The sequence below is a fragment of the Achromobacter sp. 1L-A-4-B-C2 genome, assembly GCF_057291955.1.
Window position 1 is genome coordinate 920446 of sequence record NZ_JBXAWP010000003.1, and the last position, 21759, is coordinate 942204.

General features: G+C 65.8%; 18 protein-coding genes. 12 read left to right on the forward strand and 6 right to left on the reverse strand.

The features are described 5' to 3' along the window. The first annotated feature begins 2 nt into the window (after positions 1-2). The 5 genes from AC0Z35_RS17700 to AC0Z35_RS17720 all read left to right on the forward strand — a co-directional run bounded on the left by AC0Z35_RS17700 (position 3) and on the right by AC0Z35_RS17720 (position 5692). Positions 3-731, forward strand: a complete 729-nt coding sequence (locus AC0Z35_RS17700; protein ID WP_485132212.1) for an SDR family NAD(P)-dependent oxidoreductase — start codon at positions 3-5, stop codon at positions 729-731. A 193-nt stretch (positions 732-924) separates the two neighbouring features. Continuing rightward, on the forward strand, positions 925-2076 hold the full coding sequence (locus AC0Z35_RS17705; protein WP_046803516.1) for an ABC transporter substrate-binding protein: 1152 nt from the start codon (positions 925-927) through the stop codon (positions 2074-2076). 18 nt (positions 2077-2094) lie between these two features. Beyond that, on the forward strand, positions 2095-3135 hold the full coding sequence (locus tag AC0Z35_RS17710; RefSeq protein WP_046803517.1) for a branched-chain amino acid ABC transporter permease: 1041 nt from the start codon (positions 2095-2097) through the stop codon (positions 3133-3135). Further along, positions 3132-4925 carry a branched-chain amino acid ABC transporter ATP-binding protein/permease gene (locus tag AC0Z35_RS17715; RefSeq protein ID WP_485132211.1) on the forward strand — a complete coding sequence of 598 codons (1794 nt, stop codon included), beginning with the start codon at positions 3132-3134 and terminating at the stop codon, positions 4923-4925. The genes AC0Z35_RS17710 and AC0Z35_RS17715 overlap by 4 nt, the downstream gene beginning before the upstream one ends. Beyond that, the gene (locus AC0Z35_RS17720; protein ID WP_046803519.1) at positions 4925-5692 is read left to right on the forward strand and encodes an ABC transporter ATP-binding protein; all 768 of its coding nucleotides are present in this window, start codon (positions 4925-4927) and stop codon (positions 5690-5692) included. Before AC0Z35_RS17715 ends, AC0Z35_RS17720 begins: the two co-directional genes overlap by 1 nt. On the opposite strand, the gene AC0Z35_RS17725 is transcribed toward AC0Z35_RS17720, so the two are convergent. Then, positions 5689-6624 carry a glycosyltransferase family 2 protein gene (locus tag AC0Z35_RS17725; protein WP_485132210.1) on the reverse strand — a complete coding sequence of 312 codons (936 nt, stop codon included), beginning with the start codon at positions 6622-6624 and terminating at the stop codon, positions 5689-5691. The genes AC0Z35_RS17720 and AC0Z35_RS17725 overlap by 4 nt on opposite strands. Positions 6625-6880: 256 nt before the next feature. Here AC0Z35_RS17725 and AC0Z35_RS17730 point away from each other — a divergent pair, with 256 nt between their 5' ends. Continuing rightward, positions 6881-7864 carry a LysR family transcriptional regulator gene (locus AC0Z35_RS17730; RefSeq protein ID WP_120153971.1) on the forward strand — a complete coding sequence of 328 codons (984 nt, stop codon included), beginning with the start codon at positions 6881-6883 and terminating at the stop codon, positions 7862-7864. Between the two features lie 56 nt (positions 7865-7920). Here AC0Z35_RS17730 and AC0Z35_RS17735 read toward each other — a convergent pair whose 3' ends face one another. The 4 genes from AC0Z35_RS17735 to AC0Z35_RS17750 form a co-directional block, all read right to left on the reverse strand. After that, complete coding sequence (locus AC0Z35_RS17735; protein ID WP_006226408.1) at positions 7921-8049, reverse strand: hypothetical protein; 129 nt, start codon at positions 8047-8049, stop codon at positions 7921-7923. Positions 8050-8269: 220 nt separating this feature from the next. Further along, the gene (locus AC0Z35_RS17740) at positions 8270-9229 is read right to left on the reverse strand and encodes a sugar kinase (protein ID WP_485132209.1); all 960 of its coding nucleotides are present in this window, start codon (positions 9227-9229) and stop codon (positions 8270-8272) included. Then, on the reverse strand, positions 9222-9869 hold the full coding sequence (locus AC0Z35_RS17745; RefSeq protein ID WP_104143510.1) for a bifunctional 4-hydroxy-2-oxoglutarate aldolase/2-dehydro-3-deoxy-phosphogluconate aldolase: 648 nt from the start codon (positions 9867-9869) through the stop codon (positions 9222-9224). The genes AC0Z35_RS17740 and AC0Z35_RS17745 overlap by 8 nt, the downstream gene beginning before the upstream one ends. 22 nt (positions 9870-9891) lie before the next feature. Next, complete coding sequence (locus AC0Z35_RS17750) at positions 9892-10677, reverse strand: IclR family transcriptional regulator (protein WP_120153967.1); 786 nt, start codon at positions 10675-10677, stop codon at positions 9892-9894. Between the two features lie 292 nt (positions 10678-10969). On the opposite strand from AC0Z35_RS17750, the gene uvrA reads away from it, so the two are divergent. The 3 genes from uvrA (at position 10970) to AC0Z35_RS17765 (ending at position 18639) form a co-directional block, all read left to right on the forward strand. After that, positions 10970-16774, forward strand: coding sequence for an excinuclease ABC subunit UvrA (uvrA, locus tag AC0Z35_RS17755; RefSeq protein ID WP_046803525.1), 5805 nt, complete (start codon positions 10970-10972; stop codon positions 16772-16774). Positions 16775-16779: 5 nt separating this feature from the next. Beyond that, positions 16780-17931 (forward strand): aminodeoxychorismate synthase component I, encoded by a 1152-nt coding sequence (locus AC0Z35_RS17760; protein ID WP_485132207.1) that lies wholly within the window; start codon positions 16780-16782, stop codon positions 17929-17931. Positions 17932-18006: 75 nt separating this feature from the next. Beyond that, a complete protein-coding gene (locus tag AC0Z35_RS17765; RefSeq protein WP_485132206.1) occupies positions 18007-18639 on the forward strand; it encodes an aminotransferase class IV family protein in 633 nt (210 codons plus the stop codon). Here AC0Z35_RS17765 and AC0Z35_RS17770 read toward each other — a convergent pair. After that, positions 18620-19552, reverse strand: a complete 933-nt coding sequence (locus tag AC0Z35_RS17770; protein ID WP_485132205.1) for a LysR family transcriptional regulator — start codon at positions 19550-19552, stop codon at positions 18620-18622. The two genes, AC0Z35_RS17765 and AC0Z35_RS17770, sit on opposite strands and share 20 nt — an antisense overlap. 147 nt (positions 19553-19699) lie before the next feature. On the opposite strand from AC0Z35_RS17770, the gene AC0Z35_RS17775 reads away from it, so the two are divergent. Genes AC0Z35_RS17775 through AC0Z35_RS17785 form a run of 3 tightly spaced genes read left to right on the forward strand, consistent with a single transcriptional unit; the run spans position 19700 to position 21751 of the window. Next, entirely contained in the window at positions 19700-20938 is a 1239-nt protein-coding gene (locus tag AC0Z35_RS17775) for an aromatic ring-hydroxylating dioxygenase subunit alpha (protein WP_046803529.1), read from the forward strand. 2 nt (positions 20939-20940) lie between these two features. Then, positions 20941-21414 carry an aromatic-ring-hydroxylating dioxygenase subunit beta gene (locus tag AC0Z35_RS17780; protein WP_104143504.1) on the forward strand — a complete coding sequence of 158 codons (474 nt, stop codon included), beginning with the start codon at positions 20941-20943 and terminating at the stop codon, positions 21412-21414. A 25-nt stretch (positions 21415-21439) separates the two neighbouring features. Further along, positions 21440-21751: a non-heme iron oxygenase ferredoxin subunit gene (locus AC0Z35_RS17785; protein WP_120157387.1), complete on the forward strand. Its 312-nt coding sequence runs from the start codon at positions 21440-21442 to the stop codon at positions 21749-21751. Positions 21752-21759 lie beyond the last annotated feature (8 nt).

Consider the following 21759-nt stretch of genomic DNA (forward strand, 5'->3'; position numbering starts at 1 on the left):
GCATGACACAACAATACGTAGCGCTGGTCACCGGCGGCAGCGCCGGCATAGGCGCCGAGATCTGCCGCAGCATGCTGGACGCCGGCTATGAAGTGATTTCAATGGCGCGCCGCGCGGCGGACTTTACTCACCCGCGCCTGCACAACATGCAGGTGGACTTGCTGGATGCGGACGCCACCGCGCAGGCCGGCCAGGAGGCCGCGTCCCGCTTTCCGATCAGCCACGTTATCCACAACGCGGGCGTCATCTGGCCGAATCTGCTGCCCCAGGTAACGCAGGAAGAACTGCACGGCCTGACGCAGATTCACCTGGGCGCCGCGATCAGCCTGGTGCAGGCGGCGCTGCCCGGCATGCAGGAACGCCATTTCGGCCGCATCGTGATGATGTCGTCGCGCGGCGCATTGGGCCTGCCCACGCGCACCGCCTATTCGGCCACCAAGGCCGGCATGGTGGGCATGGCGCGCACCTGGTCGCTGGAACTGGCGCCCCATGGCATCACGGTGAACGTGGTGGCCCCCGGCCCGATCCAGACGGACATGTTCTACGAAGTGATCGAACCCGGCAGCGAACGGGAAAAGCAGCTGGCCAACGGCATTCCGGTCAAGCGCCTGGGCCGCTCCGACGACGTGGCGCGCGCGGTGATGTTCTTTGCCGACCCCGCCAACAGCTTCGTCACCGGCCAGACGCTGTTCGTCTGCGGCGGCGCCAGCGTCAGTTCCATCACCATCTAGTGGACGTTGCGCCATGCATGCTTCGGGTTTTGACGGATAGGTAAGCACCAAGAGCCCGTCTACAGTGCTGATCCTTGCAGGTTAGAAATTTTAAGCAACAAGTAATTCTCGCGATTCCCAAGATTTTCGCTGTTCCCGTTTTCTCCGCTTTTCAGCTGCACCCCCACCCTGCTCCCTATCCGGAGGTTTTGCCATGCTGTCGAAGAAACTCCCCCTGGCCGCGGCCGCCGCCGTTGCCGCCCTGTTCGCCCTGCCCGCGTTGGCGCAAATGAAAGTGGGCGTCGTCACGTCTTCCACCGGCCCGACCGCACTGGTCGGCATTCCGCAGAAGAACACCGTGCCGCTGCTGCCCAAGAAAATCGGCGACCTGACCGTGGAATATGTCTCGCTGGACGACGCCAGCGATTCCACCAACTCGGTGACGGCGTTCAAGAAGCTGATTTCGGAACAGAACGTGGACGCGTTGATCGGCCCGTCGGGTTCGCCCAACGCCATGGGCGTGATCCAGTTCGCCGCCGAGGCCGGCGTGCCGATGCTGGCGCCGGTGGGCACGGCGGCCGTGGTGCTGCCCATGAACGAGCAGAAGAAGTGGGTGTTCAAGACCACGCAGAACGACGACATCATCGCGCGCGCGCTGGTCGACCACATGGCCAAGACCGGCATCAAGACGGTGGGCTTCATCGGCCTGAACGATCCGTATGGCGAGAATTGGTACAAGGTCTTCTCGGGCCTGGCCACCGAGAAAGGCATCAAGATCATTGCCAACGAGCGCTATCTGCGCTTTGACAGCTCGGTCACGGGCCAAGCCTTGAAGATCCTGGCCGCCAAGCCGGACGCCGTGCTGGTGGCCGCCCCCGGCGCCGCCAGCGTGCTGCCGCAGACGACGCTGTTCGATCAGGGCTACAAGGGCAAGTTCTACCAGACCCACGGCGCGGCGCTGCCCGACTTCCTGAAACTGGGCGGCAAGAAGGTTGAAGGCACGGTGCTGGCCGCCAGCCTGATGCTGGTGCTGCCGGAAATGCCGGACAGCAACCCGTCCAAGAAAGTCGCCACCGACTACATCGCCGCGTACGAAAAGCTGAACGGTTCCAAGCCCGCCACCTTCGGCGCCAACGTCTACGACGCCGGGCTGCTGCTGGAAAAGGCCGTGCCGATTGCCGAGAAGGCCGGCAAGCCGGGCACCAAGGAATTCCGCAGCGCCTTGCGCGACGCGCTGGAACAGACCAAAGAGCTGGTGGGCACGCAAGGCGTCTACAACATGAGCGCCGCCGACCACAGCGGTTTCGATGATCGCGGCCGCGAGCTCATCACCGTCAAGGACGGCAACTGGACGCTGGTGAAGTAACGGCTTGGACCTTTTCGCATGAATGCTCAGATCGCCTTGATACTCGGGCAGGACGGCATCACCAACGGCGCGATTTATGCGTTGTTGGCGTTGTCGATCCTGCTGGTCTTTACCGTTACCCGCGTGCTGTTCATCCCCCAGGGCGAGTTCGTCGCCTTCGGCGCGCTGACCATGGCGGCCATCCAGGCCGGCAAGCCCGTGCTGCTGGTGTGGCTGCTGCTGGCCTTCGCGCTGGCTGAAGCCGTGGCCGACCTGATGGCGCGGGCCAAGCGCCCGGGCCGCTCGCGCGGGCTTTGGCGCATCGCGGCCAAGGCGATCTACCCGCTGATCCTGGCGGGGCTGTTGTACCAACTGCCGCTGGCGCAGCTGCCGATGGCCGTGCAGGCGTTGTTGACGCTGCTGCTGGTGGTGCCGATGGGGCCGCAGCTGTATCGGCTGTTCTATCAGCCGATTGCCTCGGCGTCCACGCTGGTGCTGCTGATCGTGTCCATTGCCGTGCACCTTGCGCTGGTGGGCCTGGGCCTGCTGGCGTTCGGCGCCGAGGGCGCGCGCACCGCGCCTTTTTCCGACGCCAGCCTGGCGCTGGGTCCCATCAACGTCAACAGCCAGGCGCTTTGGGTGGTGGCGGTGTCGGCGGTGCTGATCGTGGTGCTGTACCAGTTCTTTGAACGGTCGATGTACGGCAAGGCGCTGCGCGCCGCGGCGTTCAACCGGCTGGGCGCGCGGCTGATGGGCATTTCGCCCATCTTCGCCGGGCGCGCCACGTTCTTTCTTGCCGCGTTGATCGGCACGGTGTCGGGCATACTCATCGCCCCCATCACCACCATGTATTTCGATTCGGGCTTCATGGTCAGCCTGAAGGGCTTCGTGGGCGCCATCATCGGCGGCCTGGTCAGCTACCCCTTGGCGGCGGCCGGCGCGGTGCTGGTCGGGCTGATCGAAGCGTTCTCGTCGTTCTGGGCCAGCGCGTACAAGGAAATCATCGTGTTCACGCTGATCATTCCCGTGCTGCTCTGGCGCTCGTTGAAAAGCCATCACGTCGAGGAAGAAGACGAATGAACCCCCGCATCATCCTCGTCGCGTTCCTGGCGCTGCTGGCGCTGGGGCCGCTGGCCCTGCCGCCGTTCTATATCACGCTGCTGAACTACATCGGCCTGTACGCGCTGGTAGCGCTGGGCCTGGTGCTGCTGACCGGCGTGGGCGGCCTGACCAGCTTCGGCCAGGCGGCCTTCGTGGGCGTGGGCGCCTACACCACGGCGCTGCTGACTACCCGCGCCGACACGCTGCCGTCGTGGCTGGCCTGGCTGGGCGCATCGCCCTGGTTGACGCTGCTGGCCGGCTTGTTGCTGACGCTGGTCATCGCCTACCTGCTGGGCGCGATCACGCTGAAGCTGTCGGGCCACTTCCTGCCGCTGGGCACCATCGCCTGGGGCCTGTCGCTGTACTTTGCGTTCGGCTCGGTGGAAGGGTTGGGCGGCCATACCGGCATCCCTGACATCCCGGCCATCAACCTGTTCGGCTGGACGCTGAACCAGGGCGGCAGCATCTATTACCTGATCTGGGCGTTTCTGATGGTGGCCGTCTGGTCCACGCAGAACCTGCTGGATTCGCGCGAAGGCCGCGCCATCCGCGCGCTCAAGGGCGGCCGCGTGATGGCCGAATCCATGGGCGTGAACACGGCGCGCTCGCGCATGGTGATCTTCATCATCGCGGCGTTGCAGGCTTGCGCGTCCGGCTGGCTGTACGCGCACATGCAGCGCTTTGTGAACCCGAATCCGTTCGGCCTGCAAATGGGTATCGAATATCTGTTCATGACGGTGATTGGCGGCGCGGGCCAGGTCTGGGGCGCGCTGGTGGGCGCCGGCGTGTTTACGGTGGCCAAGCAATGGTTGCAAGACTGGTTGCCCAAGGTGCTGGGGCAGACGGGCAACTTTGAAGTCATCGTGTTCGGCTTCGGCATGGTGCTGTTGCTGCACCGCGCCCGCAGCGGCCTGTGGCCGGTGCTGACGCGCTGGATCCGCGTGAAGAAAGCGGTGCGCCGCGTGGACATGAACGCCGAGCCCCTGCCGCGCAAGCCCATGCCGGCGCGCGGCGAGGTGGTGTTGAAAGCGGTGGACGTGACGCGCAAGTTCGGCGGCCTGGTCGCCAACAACGCCATGAACCTGGAGATACGCGCCGGTGAGATCCTGGCGTTGATCGGCCCCAACGGCGCGGGCAAGAGCACGATGTTCAACCAGATTTCGGGCGTGGACACGCCCACCTCGGGCCAGGTCACGCTGCTGGGGCAATCGGTGGCGGGTGCCGGTGCGCGCAAGATCGCGCGCCTGGGTTTGTCTCGCACGTTCCAGCATGTGCGCCTGTTGGGCCGCATGAGCGTGCTGGAAAACGTGGCGATCGGCGCGCACCTGCGCGGCCATCGTGGCGTGCTGCCGGCCGCCTGGCGCCTGGACCGGGCCGAGGAAGCGCGCCTGCTGGCCGAGGCCGCGCGACAGGTCGAACGCGTGGGGCTGGGCAAGCACCTGCTCGACGAAGCCGGTTCGCTGGCCTTGGGGCAGCAGCGCATTCTGGAAATCGCGCGGGCGCTGGCGTCGGACCCTTGCCTCCTGCTGCTGGACGAGCCGGCGGCGGGGCTGCGCTATCAGGAAAAATGCGAACTGGCCGAGCTGCTTAAGAAGCTGCGTTCGGAAGGCATGGCCATCTTGCTGGTCGAGCACGACATGGATTTCGTGATGGGCTTGGTGGATCGCGTGGTGGTCATGGACTTCGGCGAAAAAATCGCCGAGGGCTTGCCGGCCGAGATCCAGCACAACCCCGCGGTGCTTGAGGCCTATCTGGGCGGAGTGGAATGATGAGCACGAATCTGCTGGAAGTGCGCGACTTGCGCGTGGCGTACGACAAGGTCGAAGCGGTCTCGGGCGTGAGCCTGACGGTGGGCGAAGGCCAGATCGTGACCGTGATCGGCCCCAACGGCGCGGGCAAGACCACCTTGCTGTCGGCCATCATGGGCGTGCTGCCCTCCACGGGCCAGATCGTGTTCGGCGGGAAGCCGCAGGAGCATGCCGAGATCGAGGAAATGGTGGCGGCCGGCATGAACCTGGTGCCCGAAAAGCGCGAGCTGTTTTCTGAAATGACGGTGCACGACAACCTGATGCTGGGCGGCTTCCACCGTTTTCGCACGGGCTTGCGCGACCAGGACAAAACGCTGGCGGAAGTTTACGAGCTGTTCCCGCGACTGAAGGAACGCCATGCGCAACTGGCCGGCACGCTGTCGGGTGGTGAACGCCAGATGCTGGCCGTGGGACGCGCGTTGATGGCCAAGCCGCGCCTGCTGATGCTGGACGAACCCAGCCTGGGGCTGGCGCCGCGCATCGTGCGTGAAGTGTTCAAGATCGTGGCGCGGCTGCGCGAGATGGGCGTGTCGATCCTGCTGATCGAACAGAACGCCCGCGCGGCGCTGCAAGTGGCCGACTACGCCTACGTGCTGGAAACGGGCGCCGTCACGCTGGAAGGGCCTGCCGCCGAGGTGGCGGTGGACCCGCGCGTGGTCGAGGTGTATTTGGGCCTGGGGCATGGCGCGTCCGCGCCTGCCGTGCCCGCCGCCCCCACGGCGGTCTAGGCCACGCCGCGCCGCCGATCCCGCCGGTACAGCGCATAGCCCACCGGCCACATCGCCGCGACCATGAAGCTTGCCATGGGGTTGGTCAGCCGATAGGCGCCCACTGCCGTGGGCACGCCCGAATGCTTCAGGTGCAGCCGAAAGCGCGTGTAGCGCGCGGCCGCCATGATGAATTCGCGCGGGCGGTAGCGGAAGAATTCCAGGTGATGTTGCAGCATGTCCCAGGCCAGCAGGTACAGGCCCTGGGCGTTGTTGCTGACCGACACCGCGCCTTGGGACAAGCCGCCCGGGGTGTCGTGGTACGTGCGCACCACGCGGTTGATGAAGCGGCTGAGATAGCCGGCGCGCGCGATCGCCCACCACACCAGGCTTTCCGGCACGAAGCCGGCCACGTCTTCCGGAAAAGGATATTTGCGCAGGATGTCGGTGCGCATACAGCCGAACTTCTCGCCCTTGATGCGATAGCGGAAGTACACGTCCACGGCGGTGCTGTCGAACACGTCTTGCGGATAGCGGTCGCCGACGATGCTGCCGTCGGGCCGCGCGCACAGCCCGGTCACGGCCACATAGGAATCGCGGCGCGCGGGCGGGATGGCTTCCCAGGCTTCCTTGAAGATGGCCAGCGCGTCGGGCGGCATTTCGTCGTCGCTGTCCAGGCCGACGATCATCTGGCCGTTGGCTTCGCGCACGCCCCGATTGAAGGCGGTTTTCTTGTGCTGGTTGTTCTGCCAGATGTAGCGGATGGGAAAATCCGCGCGCGTCTGCCAGTCCAGGATGGACTCGTGGGTGTTGTCGGTGGAGCCGTCGTCCACCACGACCCATTCGAAGTCCCTGAATGTCTGCCGGGAAAGCGATTCGTACACCCGGTGCAGCGTACCCGCCCGGTTGTAGGTGGGCGTTAGAACGGTGAAAAACGTTGGTGTATCGGTCATGCCTGCTATGCCCCTTTGCGATCTCCGTGCCACCGCTGCGGTCTTGGTCTGTCTGTTTTCGCCTGAAGTGTAGGGGATATGCCAACGTGAACCGATGCCACGGCATTCAAATTTGCAATCAAATCTGTCAACCCATGCGATTTTTAGGCAATATCGCGCGGCTGTGGCGCGGCGTTGGCGAATTTATCGCGATCTTTTGACCAAGCGCTGCCGTGCGCGAGTGGCGTAAACTCGTGCGGCCAAATCCGGAACGCCTATGGAAGCTTCGACCGTCCAGCTCAATGACATTGCCTTGTTTGTAGAGGTCGCCAAGCGCAAGAGCTTCAGCATGGCCGCGCGCGCGCTGGACATGCCTACGTCCACGCTGTCGCGGCGTATCAACGAACTGGAACGCGCGATCGGCCTGCGGCTGATCAACCGCAACACCCGGCGGCTGGACCTGACCGAAGCGGGCGCCGCCTACATGCGCCGCTGCCAGGGCCTGATCGACGAGGCCCGGCTGGCGCACGAGCAGTTGCTGTCGCTGTCCGGCGGCCCGTCGGGCAACCTGCGGGTGTCGATGCCGTACAGCCTGGCGATGTGGCTGCTGCCCGAAACCATCAAGGACTTCACCGACCAGTACCCCGACGTCGAATGCGAATTCGACCTGAGCATGATGACGGCGTCCGACGCGCAAGGCACGCCGTTTGACGTGGTGCTGCGGTTTGGCCGCGATGGGGATATTTCGCCGACGACGCTGGACGTCGGCCATGGCAACGGGAACGGTAACGGCAATGGCGGCGACGCCGGCCGCCCGGTTGGCGCCGTGGTGCAGGAGCTGGTGTCCCTGGACAACTACCTGTATGCGTCCGAGCGCTACCTGCAACGCCATGGCGAACCCCGGACACCGGGCGAATTGACGCAACACCAGTGCCTGCGAACCACGATCGACGACGCGCATTCGCACTGGACGCTGCACGACGGCACGGTCAGCGAAGTGGTGCCGGTCAGCGGCCATCTGGCGGCCAACAACATGAGCATCGCGGGCACGCTTGCCGGCCTGGACCTGGCCATCACCCGCATGCCCAACTGCCTGGCGCTGGACCCGATCATCAAGCGCAACTCGCTGCGCCGCGTGCTGCCGGGCTGGTCAGTGGACCCGATCTCGATCTACGCGGTGTACCCGTCAAGCATCCAACCGGCCAAGACGCGCGCGTTCATGGATTTCATCAAGCCCAAGCTTGGCCCGGCCCCGGCATAAAAAAATCCCCGCAAGGCACGAAGCCCTGCGGGGATTTTTCAGATCCAGAACGTCGATTAGACGCGCTTGATCTTTTCCAGCATCTTGAAAACACCCTTGGGCGACTTGACGAACAAGCGCTTGAAGGCCTTGCCCAGGCAACGGCGTTCCAGGGTGTTACGACGCACGCGTTTGCGTTCAGCCATGTTGATTCTCCTGTTGAATTTGCGGAAAAAAGTCACCGCACAACCGGATATCAGGCTGGCGGAAAAAATTCGGATAACTTGGCATTTTAGCCTGAAATTTCCCGCCGACGCCAATGGCGGGCATTTGGGGTGCATGGCGGCGCGGCGGGGACCCGTCCCTGAATTGATCCAGGCGGCATCGACCGCCTCCACCCCCGCTCCCGCGCCCCCCGCCCCAGGCCTACTTCGACCCCGCGGCGCCCTGCCCCGCCAGCAACGCCAGGCGTTCCCGAACCTGTTCGGCACGCGGCAGCGGGTCCACCGCGCCATAGCCCAGGGTGGACAGCGCCGCCGCCGCGTTGGCATAGCGCACGGCCTCTTCCCAGCTGTCGCCCTGGCAGCGCCGGGCCAGCAGGCTGCCGGCAAAGCAGTCGCCCGCCCCGGTGGCGTCCACGGCGTCCACGCGCAGGGCGGCCATCGGCGTGCGTGTCTTGCCGTCGTCGATGATGGAACCGTCCTTGCCCAGTTTCAGCACGACCACGCCTGCGGCGCCGCCGTCGCGGATCCAGTCCAGCGTGCGTTCGGGGTCGTCATTGCCGGTCAGGTGCTGCATGTCGTCCATGCTGGGCAGGAACAGATCGGCCTGCCGCATCGTTTCGCGCAGGATGGCGCGGGCGCGGTCCACGGGCCACAGGCGCAGGCGCAAGTTGGAATCCAGGCTGATCTGGGTGCCCGCCGCCCTGGCCCGTTGCATGGCGGCAAACACCGTGTCGCAGGCGCTGGTGCTGATTGCCATGCTGATGCCCGACACATGCAGGAAGCGGCTGCGTTCGATCAGCCCGCTGTCCAGCAGGGCCGGCGTCATCAGGCTGGCGGCCGAGCCCCGGCGCAGGTAGCTGAACGCATGGCCGTCGGGCCCGTGCTGCACGAAATACAGGCCCGTGTGCGCGTCGTCGTCGCGCTGCACGCCGGACGTGTCCACGCCTTCTGCCTGCCACAGGTCCAGGAACTGCGCGCCGAAGGCGTCGTTGCCCACCCGGGTCAGGTAGGCGCAGCGCGCGCCTTGCCGGGCCGCCGCGATGGCTGCGTTGGAGGTATCGCCGCCAAAGCCTTGCAGATATTGAAACTGGCCCTTGTGGGTCTGGTTCAACTCAATCAGCGGCTCGCCCAGCGCGACGATGTCGAAGTCCACGTCAGCCATGGGACGCCTCCAGGGTGCGAGTGATCTGCGCGACCAGAGCCGCCGTATCGCGCGCGGCGAAGGCGGCCTTGTCATAAAGGTTGCTGCCGATGCCGACCAAGCCGGCCCCGGCCGCGAAATACGCGCCCATGTTTTCCTGCGTGACGCCGCCCGTGGGGCAGAAGATGGTGTCGGGAAACACGGATTTCAGGGCGGCCAGGTGCTTGGGGCCGCCCGTATCCGCCGGAAAAACCTTCACCACATCCACGCCCGCGCGCCGCGCGGCCAATACTTCGGTGGGGGTAAAGGCGCCCAACAGGCACAGGGCGTCGGCGGCATGGGCCATGTCGACGATATCGGTGGCCAGGCCCGGCGACACCAGGAAATCGGCGCCGGCCACCAGCGCCTCGCGCGCCTGGGTTTCGTCCAGCACGGTGCCCACGCCCAGCAGCAGGCTGGGGCCGTGCTTGTCGCGCAGCGCGCGAACCAGGTCGGTCACGCCGGGAATCGTCCAGGTCAATTCCAGGGTGCGGCAACCGGCCGCCACCGCCACTTCGGCGGCATAGGCGGCGGTGGCGGCGTCGGTATAGCGCAGCACGGGCACGACCCGGGCCGCCAGCAAGGCGGATAGCTTGGACGCGAGGGGAGCGGATGCGGTCATGGGATTCCTCTGAGGCTGACGGTCAGGCGCCGCCGGTGGACACCGGCAACACGGCAAGTTTGGCCACGGCGGCATCGCGCAGCCGCAGCAAGGGGTCGATATAAGCGGTTTGGGGATCGTCCTGGCGCCGGAACAGCAGCGTGCTGACGCTAACGCCCGCCACCGGCCGGCCGGCCGCGTCGCACAGCGCCACGCCATAGCAGACGATACCGGCTTCATTTTCTTCGTCGTCCATGGCGTAGCCCCGGCCTCGGGCTTCGTCCAGCACGGCGCGCAGCGCCGGCAAGCTGGTGACGGTGCCCGGCATGCGCGCCGGCAGGGGCAGCCCGCGCAGCAACTGTTCGCGAGCCGCCTCGTCCAGCGCGGCCAGATAGGCCTTGCCCACCGCGCTGGAATGCAGCGCCACGGACGCGCCCACGCGCGACACCATGCGGACAGGCCCGGGGCTTTCCAGTTTGTCGATATAGATCATTTCGTGGCCCGCCGGCACGGCCAGATGGACCGTTTCGCCGGTGGCATCGCGCAGGGCTTGCAGGTCGGGCGCCAGGGCGGCGCGCAGGTCGAACCGCGACCACGCCCGGCTGGCCAGCGATATCAGCCGCGTGCCCAGCCGATAGGCGCCGCCCGTTTCGGCCACCATGCCCTGCTCGGCCAGCGCGGCCACGATGCGGTAGACGGTGGGGCGGGGATAGCCGCAAACGCGCGCCAGCGCGGCGGCCGTGGGCGGCTCTGGCGCATCGGCAACGGCTTGCAGCACGGCCATGAATTTCCCGAACGCGGCAGCGCCCGCGACCTTGGTTTCCGACAAGAACGTCCCCAGATAAGACCCATGCGCCGTCCTGGGACGGCACATGGAACGGCGTAGACCTTCAACTCGAAAATTCGAAGAAGTCCTAAGAACGCCACAGATTCGAAATGCAGGCAGCGCGGATTTCAGACGAATCTGCGATACTGTTTATTTGTACAGCTAGACCGCCTAGCGTTGTCCATAATGTGGACAACCGCATCACAATATAGGCAATTATTCCATATCGCCGCGCTTGGAACCAGCGATGGGTTATCGCTCGGGCAGGCGGCTTCCTCAGGCTACGATACCGTCCATGAGCTCCCAAATCCGCATCGTTGGCGCACGCCAGAACAACCTTAAAAACCTGGACCTGACCCTCGCCACCGGCGAATTGGTCGTTGTGACCGGCGTGTCGGGGTCCGGCAAAAGTTCGCTGGCTTTCGACACCCTGTACGCCGAGGGCCAACGGCGCTACGTGGAAACCTTCTCGCCCTACGCGCGCCAGTTCCTGGACCGCATGGACAAGCCCCAGGTAGACCGCATCGAGGGCATTTTGCCCGCCATCGCCATCGATCAGACCAACCCGGTGCGCAGCTCGCGCAGCACGGTCGGCACGATGACCGAACTGAACGACCACCTGAAACTGCTGTTTGCGCGCGGCGCGCGGCTGTACTGCCGGGGCTGCGGCAAGCTGGTCCGTCGCGACACGCCCGAATCCGTCTATCACTCGCTGGCCGAACGCGCCGCCGTGGCCGGCGACCCGCGCCTGGTAGTGACCTTTCCCATTGCCGTGCCCGCCAACTTCACCGAAGACGAAGTGCGCGGCTTTCTTGAGCAGCAGGGCTACACCCGCGTGCACGCCGAGGAAACGGCGGTGCCGCGCGCCACCGTGGCCAAGCCGGCCAAAGGCGCCAAGAAGGGCAAGGCCGCCAAGGACGCCGGCGAAGAACGCCGCATCCTGCACGTCATCCAAGACCGTTTCCGCTTCGCCGGCACCGAACGCGAACGCGTGATGGAAGCGCTGGACACGGCACTGCGCATGGGCGCCGGGCACCTGGCCGTCTACGTCATGAACGCCGAGGGCGAGAACGCGGACATCTGGAAATACAGCGACCGCCTGCACTGCGCCGACTGCAACATCGAATACACCGACCCGTTGCCCAGCAGCTTCTCGTTCAATTCCCCGCTGGGCGCCTGCGAGGCGTGCCGGGGCTTTGGCCGCGTGATCGGCATCGACTTCGGCCTGGTCATCCCCGACGAAAACAAGACCCTGATGGAAGGCGCCATCAAGCCCTGGACCACGCCGTCCTACAAGGAATGCCAGGACGAGCTGCAAAAGTACGCCCCCCGCGCGGGCGTGCCGCTGGGCGTGCCCTGGAAAAGCCTTAGCGAAGAACACAAGCGCTGGGTGCTGTACGGCACGCCCGACTGGAAGGGCGGCAACGATGCCTGGAAGCACCAGTGGTACGGCGTGCAGCGCTTTTTCGACTGGCTGGAAACCAAGGCGTACAAGATGCACGTGCGCGTGCTGCTGTCCAAGTACCGCAGCTACACGCCCTGCCCCACCTGCAACGGCGCGCGCCTGAAACCGGATGCGCTGCTGTGGCGCCTGGGCACCAAGGAAGAAGCCGACACCGTGCTGCCGCCCGAAGACGGCCGCTATCAGCGCTTCATGCCGGTCGCCGCCAACTGGTCGCGCGATCAGCTGAACAACATCGGCGGCCTGTCGATCCATGACGTGATGCTGTTGCCCATCGAACGGGTACGGCGCTTCTTTGACGGCCTGTCTTTCTCGGGCGCGCTGGATGCGGCCACCGACCTCTTGATGACCGAGGTGCGCGCGCGCCTGAAGTTCCTGTGCGACGTGGGCCTGGGCTACCTGACGCTGGACCGCCAGAGCCGCACGCTGTCGGGCGGCGAAGTGCAGCGCATCAACCTGACCACCGCGCTGGGCACCTCGCTGGTGAACACGCTGTTCGTGCTGGACGAGCCGTCCATCGGCCTGCACCCGCGCGACATGCACCGCGTGGTCGAAGTCATGCATCGCTTGCGCAACGCCGGCAACACGCTGGTGGTGGTGGAGCACGACCCGCAGGTCATGGTGGCGGCCGATCGCATCATCGACATCGGCCCCGGCCCCGGCGAACGCGGCGGCTACATCGTTTTTGACGGCACGCCCAAGCAACTGCGCGCGGCCGACACGCTGACGGGCAACTACCTGGGCGGACGCCAGCGCGTGGAAGCGCCGCGCCCCATGCCGGTGGCAGCCAACACGCCGCGCCTGCTGCTCGAAGGTGTCAACGCGCACAACCTGAAAAACGTGTCCGTCGAACTGCCGCTGGGTCGGCTGGTCTGCGTGACCGGCGTGTCCGGTTCGGGCAAGTCCACGCTGGTGCAAGACGTGCTGTACCCCGCGCTGCTGAAGCAAAAGGGCAAGCCGTCGGAAACGCCCGGCGCGTTCGACCGCCTGTTGGGCGCCGAGCAGATCGCCGACGTGGTCATGGTGGACCAGACGCCCATCGGCAAGACGGCGCGGTCCAACCCCGCCAGCTACGTGGGCGCGTTTGACGCCATCCGCAAGCTGTTTGCCCAGGCCCCGCTGGCGCGCGAACGCGCCTACACGGCCGGCACGTTCAGCTTCAACGGTGGCGACGGCCGCTGCCCCACCTGCGGCGGCACCGGCTTCGAACACGTTGAAATGCAGTTCCTGTCCGACGTCTACCTGCGTTGCCCCGACTGCGACGGCAAGCGATTCCGCCCCGAAGTGCTGGAAGTGCGTGTCGAACACCTGGGCAAAAGCGCGTCCATCGACGAAGTGCTGGCCATGACGGTCAGCGAAGCGCTGGACTTCTTCAAGGGCCTGCGCGACGTGCAGACCGGCCTGGCGCCGCTGGCCGACGTGGGCCTGGAATACGTGCGGCTGGGGCAACCCGTGCCCACGCTGTCCGGTGGCGAGGCGCAGCGCCTGAAGCTGGCCGGCCACCTGGCCGAGGCCGCGCGCAGCGGCATTTCCACCGCCAAGGTCGCCAAGAAGGGCAGCCTGTTCCTGTTCGACGAACCCACCACCGGCCTGCACTTTGACGACGTGGCGCGGCTGATGCGCGCGTTTCGCAAGCTGCTGGCCGCCGGCCACACGCTGCTGGTCATCGAACACAATCTGGACGTGATCCGCGCGGCCGACTGGCTGATCGACCTGGGCCCCGAAGGCGGCGACGCCGGCGGCCTGCTGATCGGCGTGGGCACCCCGCAAGACCTGATGGACAACCCCAAGTCGCATACCGGCGCGGCGCTGCGTGACTACGAAGTCAGCATCCTGCCGGCCGACGTGGTGGTCACCAGCGACATCGACGCGCAGGAAGTCGAGCAAGCCGGCCTGACCGCGCGCATCGCCGAGCCCACCGCCGTCTACAACGGCGCGGACGTGGCCACCGATGCCGCCGGCCCCGGCGCCGGCGAAGGCACGCCATTGCAGTCCGTGATGCGCGCGCGTCGCCAAGGCAACATGGCCATCGAGATCCGCAACGCGCGCGAGCACAACCTGAAGAACATCAGCGTTGAAATCCCGCACGATAAATTCACCGTGATCACGGGCGTGTCGGGCTCGGGCAAGTCAACCCTGGCGTTCGACATCCTGTTCAACGAAGGCCAGCGCCGCTACTTGGAATCGCTGAACGCCTACGCCCGCGCCATCGTGCAGCCGGCCGGCAAGCCCGACGTGGACGCCATCTTCGGCATTCCGCCCACCGTGGCCATCGAACAGCGCACCAGCCGTGGCGGGCGCAAGTCCACCGTGGCCACGATGACGGAAATCCACCATTTCCTGCGCCTGCTCTATGTGAAGCTGGGCACGCAGTACTGCCCGGATTGCAACGTGGCCGTTGAACCGCAGAACACGGACCAGATCGTGGCGCGCCTGCTGCGCGACCACAAGGGCGTGCACATCGGGCTGCTGGCCCCGCTGGTCACCGCGCGCAAGGGTTATTACACGGACCTGGCCAAGTGGGCCGGTTCGAAGGGCCATTCGCACCTGCGCGTGGATGGCGAGTTCATCCCCGTGGCCCCGTGGCCGCGCCTGGACCGCTACAAGGAACACACCATCGAACTGCCCGTGGCGGACGTGGTGGTGGATCCGGCCAACGAGGCCGACCTGCGCGCCGCCGTCAAAAGCGCGCTGGAAAACGGCCAGGGCGTGATGTCGGTGGTATGGCCGGTGAACAAGCTGCACGAAGCGCTGAACAGCGAATTGCAGCAGCAGCATTTTTCGGTCAAGCGCGCGTGCCCGTCTTGCGGCACCAGCTTCCCGGAACCCGATCCGCGCCTGTTCTCGTACAACTCCAAGCACGGCTGGTGCACGGGCTGCTACGGCACGGGCCTGCAATTGCAGGGCTTTGACGAAGAGCAGACGGGCGAGGAAACCGCCTGGAACGCCTGGTACGAAGGCGAGGCCAAGGCGTGCACGCAATGCGACGGGCAGCGCCTGAACCGCGTGGCGCGCGCCGTGCGCTGGCGCGACAAGTCCATTGCCGAACTGGCGTCGCTGCCGGTGTCGGACGCGCACACCTTCTTTACCGGACTGGTGGCGCGTGGCCGCGAAGGCGAGATCGCCCGCGACATCCTGACCGAAATTCGCGGCCGCCTGAACTTCATGCAGGAAGTGGGCCTGAACTACCTGGCGCTGGACCGCGCCGCGCCCACGCTGTCCGGCGGCGAAGCGCAGCGCATCCGCCTGGCCGCGCAGCTGGGTTCCAACCTGCAAGGTGTTTGCTACGTGCTGGATGAGCCCACCATCGGCCTGCACCCGCGCGACAACCGCATCCTGCTGGACGCGCTGGCGCGCCTGGAAGGCAACGGCAACACGCTGGTGGTGGTGGAACATGACGACGACACCATCCGCCGCGCCTCGCACGTGATCGACATCGGGCCGGGCGCGGGCATCCGTGGCGGTCGGGTCGTGGCGCAAGGCACCGTGGAAGACGTCATGAACGCGCCGGAATCCATCACCGGCCGCTACCTGAAGACGCCGCTGGCGCATCCGCTGCAAGGCCGCCGTCCGGTGGAAGCGGACACGCCCATGATCGAAATCCGAGGCGCGCGCCTGCATAACCTGCGCAGCGTGGACGCCAAGATTCCGGTGGGCCGGCTGAGCGTCGTGACCGGGGTGTCCGGTTCCGGCAAGTCCACGCTGGCGCGCGAAGTGCTGCTGGACAACCTGACGCAAGCCGTGTCGCAGGGCAAGGCCCCGGGCTGGGCGGGCTGCGAAAGCATCAAGGGCTGGGAAGCCATCGACCGCGTACTGGAAGTGGATCAGACCCCCATCGGCAAGACGCCGCGCTCGTGCCCGGCCACCTATGTGGGCTTCTGGGACGACGTGCGCAAGCAGTTCGCCGATACCCGCGAAGCCCGCATGCGCGGCTGGACGGCGGCGCGCTTCTCGTTCAACACCGGCGATGGCCGCTGCCCCATCTGCGAAGGCCAGGGCATGCGCACCATCGAAATGAACTTCCTGCCCGACGTCAAAGTGCCGTGCGACGCCTGCAACGGCGCGCGCTTCAACAGCGACACGCTCAGCGTGCAGATGCGCGGCAAGAACGCCGGCGAGCTGCTGTCCATGGAAGTGGACGACGCCATCGGCTACTTTGCCGCGCACCCGAAGATCCATCGCCCGCTGCAATTGATGCAGGACGTGGGCCTGGGTTATTTGACGCTGGGCCAGCCGTCGCCCACGCTGTCGGGCGGCGAGGCCCAGCGCATCAAGCTGGTGACCGAGCTATCCAAGGCGCGCCTGACCGACGGGCTGATCAAGACCGGCCGCGCCTCGCGCATCCCGCACACGCTGTACGTGCTGGACGAGCCCACGGTGGGCTTGTCGATGGCCGACGTCGAAAAGCTCATCCACGTGCTGCATCGCCTGGTGGAAGCCGGCAATACGGTGGTCGTGATCGAGCATAATCTGGACGTCATCGCCGAAGCCGACTGGCTGCTGGACCTGGGCCCCGAAGGCGGCACGGGCGGCGGGCAGCTGGTTGCCGAAGGCTCGCCGGAACATGTGATGACCCTGGCCGACCATTCCCACACGGGACGCGTCCTGACGGAATTCCTGGCTCATCAACATCCGTAGCAAGCATGCATTGTCGTTTTGAAGACCGGCTGGCCGGTCGCGCACTGAAGTTCGAGGGCTTTTGCTCCCGGATCGAGGCACGCACCGCCGCCGAGGTCGGCCCGGCACTGGCGGCCATCGAGGCCGCCCGGCAGCAGGGCCGCTGGGTGGCCCTGCTGCTGGACTACGAATTGGGCGAATGGCTGCTGCCCGAAGCCACGCGGGCGGCGCCGACCGGCTCTTGGACGGCTCCCCAAGACGACGGCCGCCCACGCCTGACCGCGCTGGTGTTCGAACGCAAGGTCGACGAAGCGCCGTGGGACGCGCCCGACGCGGCAAGCGCCGATGCGGCAAGCGCCAACTCCGCCATCACCCTGCCCGCGCCGCGCATGACGGAGGCCGACTACGTGCGCCAGATCAACGCCATCCAGGGCCTGATCGAAGACGGCGAGCTATACCAAGTCAACTACACCCAGCCGCTGGACGTGCAAGTCCAGGGGGATGCGGCCACGCTTTACCGGCGCATCGCCGCCCGCAACCCGGTCGCCCACGCCGCCTTTATCCAGGACGGCGCGCGCACGGTGCTGTCGTTTTCGCCCGAGCTTTTCGTACGGCGAGACGGCTCGCGGCTGACGACCCGCCCCATGAAGGGCACCGCGCCACGCCATGCCGATGCCGGGGAAGACACGCGGCTGGGGCAGGCCCTGCTGGCCAGCGAGAAAAACCGCGCCGAAAACCTGATGATCGTGGACCTGCTGCGCAACGACCTGGGTCGCCTGGCCCAGGCGGGCTCGGTCAAGGTCGACGCGTTGTTCTCGCTGGAGCGCTATCCCACCGTCTGGACCATGACGTCCACCGTGTCGGCACAGGCGCCCGACGCCACCCTGGAAGCCGTGCTGCGCGCGCTGTTCCCCTGCGGATCGATCACCGGTGCCCCCAAGGTCGCGGCCATGCGCCGCATCCGCCAGATGGAAACCGGCCCGCGCGGCCTGTATTGCGGCAGCGTGGGCTGGCTGGCGCCGGATGGCGATTTTTCGTTGAACGTGGCGATCCGCACCCTGGTGCTGGATGACGCCGGCCACGGCGTCTACAGCGTGGGCGGCGGCATCGTGCACGATTCGGACCCCGCCGAGGAATGGCAGGAGTGCCATTGGAAAGCCCGGATCCTGCGGGCCTGATGCCGCGCTGGAACTTCCGGCGACGGCGGTAGTAGCATAGAGCCCGGCCACACCCGCCACGACCAGGAGCGACCCATGCAACCCGAATTGATCGAGACCATCCTGGTTGATGCCGAACAGCGCGTGCCCTTGCTGGACCGCCACCTGAAGCGGCTGGAGGCGTCCTGCAAGGACCTGGGTTATGTCTGGGCCGGGCGCGCCGTTGAAGGCGACATCATGATCGCCGCTACCAGCCTGGTGACCCCGGGCGCGCATCGGCTGCGGTTGCTGGTGGCCCGCGACGGCAGCCGCCAGATCCAGACCGCCATGCTGCCGCCCCTGCCCGCCGTGCAGGAAGTGATGCTGGCGCCCGAAACGCTGCGCTCGACTGAACCGCTGCTGCGCTACAAAACCACGCACCGCCCCTGGTACACCAAGACCATCGAATGGCTGCCGGCGCATCCGCACCTCTTTGACCTGCTCTATCTGAACGAACGCGGCGAACTTTGCGAAGGCAGCCGCAGCAACGTGTACCTGCGCCTGGACGGCCGCTGGTATACGCCCCCGGTGGACAGCGGCTGCCTGCCCGGCGTGCAGCGCGGCGAATTGCTGGATACGGCCAACGTGCGCGAACGCGTGCTGACGCTGGCCGACTTGCATGCCGCCGACGAAATCCGGCTGTCGAACGCGCTGCGCGGCTGGTTCAACGTCACGCTGCGGGAAGCCTGACCCGCCCGTCCGGCTCGGCAAACTGCTCCACCACCACCTGCCGCAGCCACTGATTGGCGGGATCGCGATGGTTGCGCGCGTGCCAGAACACATTGATGACCGACTCCGGAATCTTCACCGGACAGGGCGCAGTCGCCAGCCCGAAGGGCGCACAGGCGCAATCGGCAAAACGCTGCGGCACCACCGCGATCATGTCGGTGGCCTGCAACACCGGCCCCACCGCAATGAAGTGCGGCACCGTTAACCGCAAGCGGCGCTGGATGCCGGCACGTGCGATCACCTCGTCCACCACGCCATGCCCGGTGCCTTCGGACACGATGGCCACGTGCTCGGCCGCGCGGAATTGTTTGGCTGACACGCCCGAATGCGCCAGCGGATGGTCGCGCCGGAAAATGCACACATAAGGCTGGCTGAACAGCTTGCGCTGAAAAAAACCGCTTTGCAGGCCGGGCAGGAAACCCATCGCCACATCGATGCGGCCGCGCTCCATTTCGTCACGCACGTCGATCGACGTGGTGCGCACCGTGCGGATGGTGACGCCAGGGGCGGCGGCGTCCAGCGCCCGCATCAGCCGTGGCAGGAAATAGGTTTCGCCCACATCGTTCACACCGATCACAAAGGCCCGTTCGCTGTTTGCGGGGTCGAACACGGCGCGCGCGTTCAGCGTGCCATGCAGCGCCGCCAGCGCGTCCGCGATGGGCTGGGCCAGCGCCTCGGCATAGGGCGTGGGCACCATGCCGCGCGACGTGCGCAGGAACAGCTCATCGCCCAGCAGCTTGCGCAGACGGGTCAGCGCGTTGCTGACGCCGGGCTGCGAGATGCCCAGGCTGTGCGCGGCGGCGGAAACCCGGCCATGCCTGTGCAGTTCGTTGAAGACGACCAGCAGGTTCAGGTCCACGTCTTTCAGGTTCATGCGCTTGTCTCCACCAATATTGATTCTGGTGATGCGTTCTATTGACCAGATTCTATTTATTTATTTTTGCGCGTGGCGGAACATGGACCGATAAAAGCAGCGATAAAAGCAGCGATAAAAGCCGCGACAACGACTCGGAGACAAGCCATGCCCATCGACCCGCCCTGGCCGGACGACGGTTCCCACCGCATTCCGTTCGGCGTCTACACCGACGCCGCCCTGCACCAACGCGAGCTGGAACGTTTTTTCTACCAGGCGCACTGGTGCTATGTTGGCCTGGAAGCCGAAATCCCCAACCCCGGCGACTTCAAGCGCACCGCCGTCGGCGAACGTTCCGTCATCCTGCTGCGCGACAACGACGGCCAGGTCCGCGTGGTGGAAAACGTATGCGCCCACCGTGGCGTGCAGTTCTGCCGCGAACGTTCCGGCAACCGCACCGAATTCGTCTGCCCCTATCACCAGTGGAACTACGACCTGCAAGGCAACCTGATCGGCGTGCCGTTCCGGCGCGGCGTCAAGCAGGACGGCAAGGTCAACGGCGGCATGCCGCCCGACTTCAAAACCGAGGACCATAGCCTGACCAAGCTGGCGGTGGCCTGTCGCAACGGCGTCGTGTTCGCCTCGTTCGACCACGACGCCGAACCGCTCGAAGACTATCTGGGCCCGGACATCCTGCATTACTTCGACCGCGTGTTCGACGGCCGCCAGCTGCTTATCCACGGCTACAGCCGCCAGCGCATCCCCGGCAACTGGAAGCTGATGCAGGAAAACATCAAGGACCCCTACCACCCGGGCCTGCTGCACACCTGGTTCGTCACCTTTGGCCTGTGGCGCGCCGACAACCGCTCAGAACTGAAGATGGACCGCCATTTTCGCCACGCCGCCATGATTTCCACGCGCGGCCAGGGCGGCAAGGGCAGCGTAACCAGCGGCGTGTCCAGCTTCAAGGAACAGATGTCGCTGAACGATGACCGCTTCCTGGACATCGTGCCGGAGCCCTGGTGGAACGGCCCCACCGCCGTGCTGATGACGCTGTTTCCCAGCGTCATCATCCAGCAGCAGGTCAATTCGCTATCCACCCGCCACATCCAGCCCGTGGGCCACGACGCCTTCGACTTCGTCTGGACGCACTTCGGCTTTGCCGATGACACGCCCGAGATGACGCAACGGCGGCTGCGCCAGGCAAACCTGTTTGGCCCGGCCGGCTTCGTGTCGGCCGACGACGGCGAAGTGATCGAATTTTCGCAATCGGGTTTTCAACAGAAGCCGTGGCACCGCAGCGTGGCCGAATTGGGTGGCAAGACGGCCGAGAACACCGACCACATGGTCACTGAAACGTTGATACGCGGCATGTACGCGTATTGGCGCCGCGTGATGGAGGCATGACGATGCTGGACTTTCCGCTTTATTACCGGCTGACCTGCCTGTACACCGACTACGCCGCCGCGCTGGACGCAGAGCAATGGGACAAGTGGCCCGACTTTTTCCTGGAAGACTGCATCTACAAGGTGCTGCCCCGCGAAAACCATGAACGCGGCTACCCACTGGCCACCATGGCGTTCGAAAGCCGCGGCATGCTGAAAGACCGCATTTACGGCGCCACCGAAACGATCTTCCACGACCCGTATTACCAGCGCCACGTGGTCGGAGCGCCGCGCGTGCTATCGGTCCAGGGCGACCGCATCGAATCCGAAGCCAACTACGCCGTCTTTCGCACCAAGCCCAACCAGCTGACCACGGTATTCAACGTGGGCCGCTACCTGGACGTGGTGCGCAACACGCCCGACGGCATGAAGTTCGAATCGCGCTTGTGCATCTTCGACAGCGAACTGGTGCCCAATTCGCTGATCTACCCCATCTAGCCTAGCCAGGATCACCGCCATGACGATGACCACCCAATGGATACAGGCCATCGCCCATGCCGATGTGCCCGAAGACGACGTGATTGCCGTGCAGGCGGGCGACCGCGAAATTGCGCTGTACGGCGTGGACGGCCAGGTCTACGCCACGGACAACCTCTGTACGCACGGCAACGCCCGCCTGTGCGACGGCTTTTTGACCGGCCATGAAATTGAATGCCCGCTGCACCAGGGGCGTTTCGATGTGCGCGACGGCCGGGCGCTGTGTTCGCCCTTGCGCGACAACGTGGCCACCTATCCCGTCAGGATCGAAGACGGAATGGTGTTCGTGGCGCTGTAGCGCCGCGT

Bases quoted from the DNA above. Each gene is read 5' to 3' on its own strand.
- AC0Z35_RS17725 (WP_485132210.1), bottom strand. From the start codon at position 6,624: ATGACCGATACACCAACGTTTTTCACCGTTCTAACGCCCACCTACAAC.
- AC0Z35_RS17785 (WP_120157387.1), top strand. From the start codon at position 21,440: ATGACCACCCAATGGATACAGGCCATCGCCCATGCCGATGTGCCCGAA.
- uvrA (WP_046803525.1), top strand. From the start codon at position 10,970: ATGAGCTCCCAAATCCGCATCGTTGGCGCACGCCAGAACAACCTTAAA.
- AC0Z35_RS17705 (WP_046803516.1), top strand. From the start codon at position 925: ATGCTGTCGAAGAAACTCCCCCTGGCCGCGGCCGCCGCCGTTGCCGCC.
- AC0Z35_RS17730 (WP_120153971.1), top strand. From the start codon at position 6,881: ATGGAAGCTTCGACCGTCCAGCTCAATGACATTGCCTTGTTTGTAGAG.
- AC0Z35_RS17735 (WP_006226408.1), bottom strand. From the start codon at position 8,049: ATGGCTGAACGCAAACGCGTGCGTCGTAACACCCTGGAACGCCGTTGC.
- AC0Z35_RS17780 (WP_104143504.1), top strand. From the start codon at position 20,941: ATGCTGGACTTTCCGCTTTATTACCGGCTGACCTGCCTGTACACCGAC.
- AC0Z35_RS17770 (WP_485132205.1), bottom strand. From the start codon at position 19,552: ATGAACCTGAAAGACGTGGACCTGAACCTGCTGGTCGTCTTCAACGAA.
- AC0Z35_RS17715 (WP_485132211.1), top strand. From the start codon at position 3,132: ATGAACCCCCGCATCATCCTCGTCGCGTTCCTGGCGCTGCTGGCGCTG.
- AC0Z35_RS17775 (WP_046803529.1), top strand. From the start codon at position 19,700: ATGCCCATCGACCCGCCCTGGCCGGACGACGGTTCCCACCGCATTCCG.
- AC0Z35_RS17760 (WP_485132207.1), top strand. From the start codon at position 16,780: ATGCATTGTCGTTTTGAAGACCGGCTGGCCGGTCGCGCACTGAAGTTC.
- AC0Z35_RS17700 (WP_485132212.1), top strand. From the start codon at position 3: ATGACACAACAATACGTAGCGCTGGTCACCGGCGGCAGCGCCGGCATA.
- AC0Z35_RS17765 (WP_485132206.1), top strand. From the start codon at position 18,007: ATGCAACCCGAATTGATCGAGACCATCCTGGTTGATGCCGAACAGCGC.
- AC0Z35_RS17740 (WP_485132209.1), bottom strand. From the start codon at position 9,229: ATGGCTGACGTGGACTTCGACATCGTCGCGCTGGGCGAGCCGCTGATT.
- AC0Z35_RS17745 (WP_104143510.1), bottom strand. From the start codon at position 9,869: ATGACCGCATCCGCTCCCCTCGCGTCCAAGCTATCCGCCTTGCTGGCG.
- AC0Z35_RS17720 (WP_046803519.1), top strand. From the start codon at position 4,925: ATGAGCACGAATCTGCTGGAAGTGCGCGACTTGCGCGTGGCGTACGAC.
- AC0Z35_RS17710 (WP_046803517.1), top strand. From the start codon at position 2,095: ATGAATGCTCAGATCGCCTTGATACTCGGGCAGGACGGCATCACCAAC.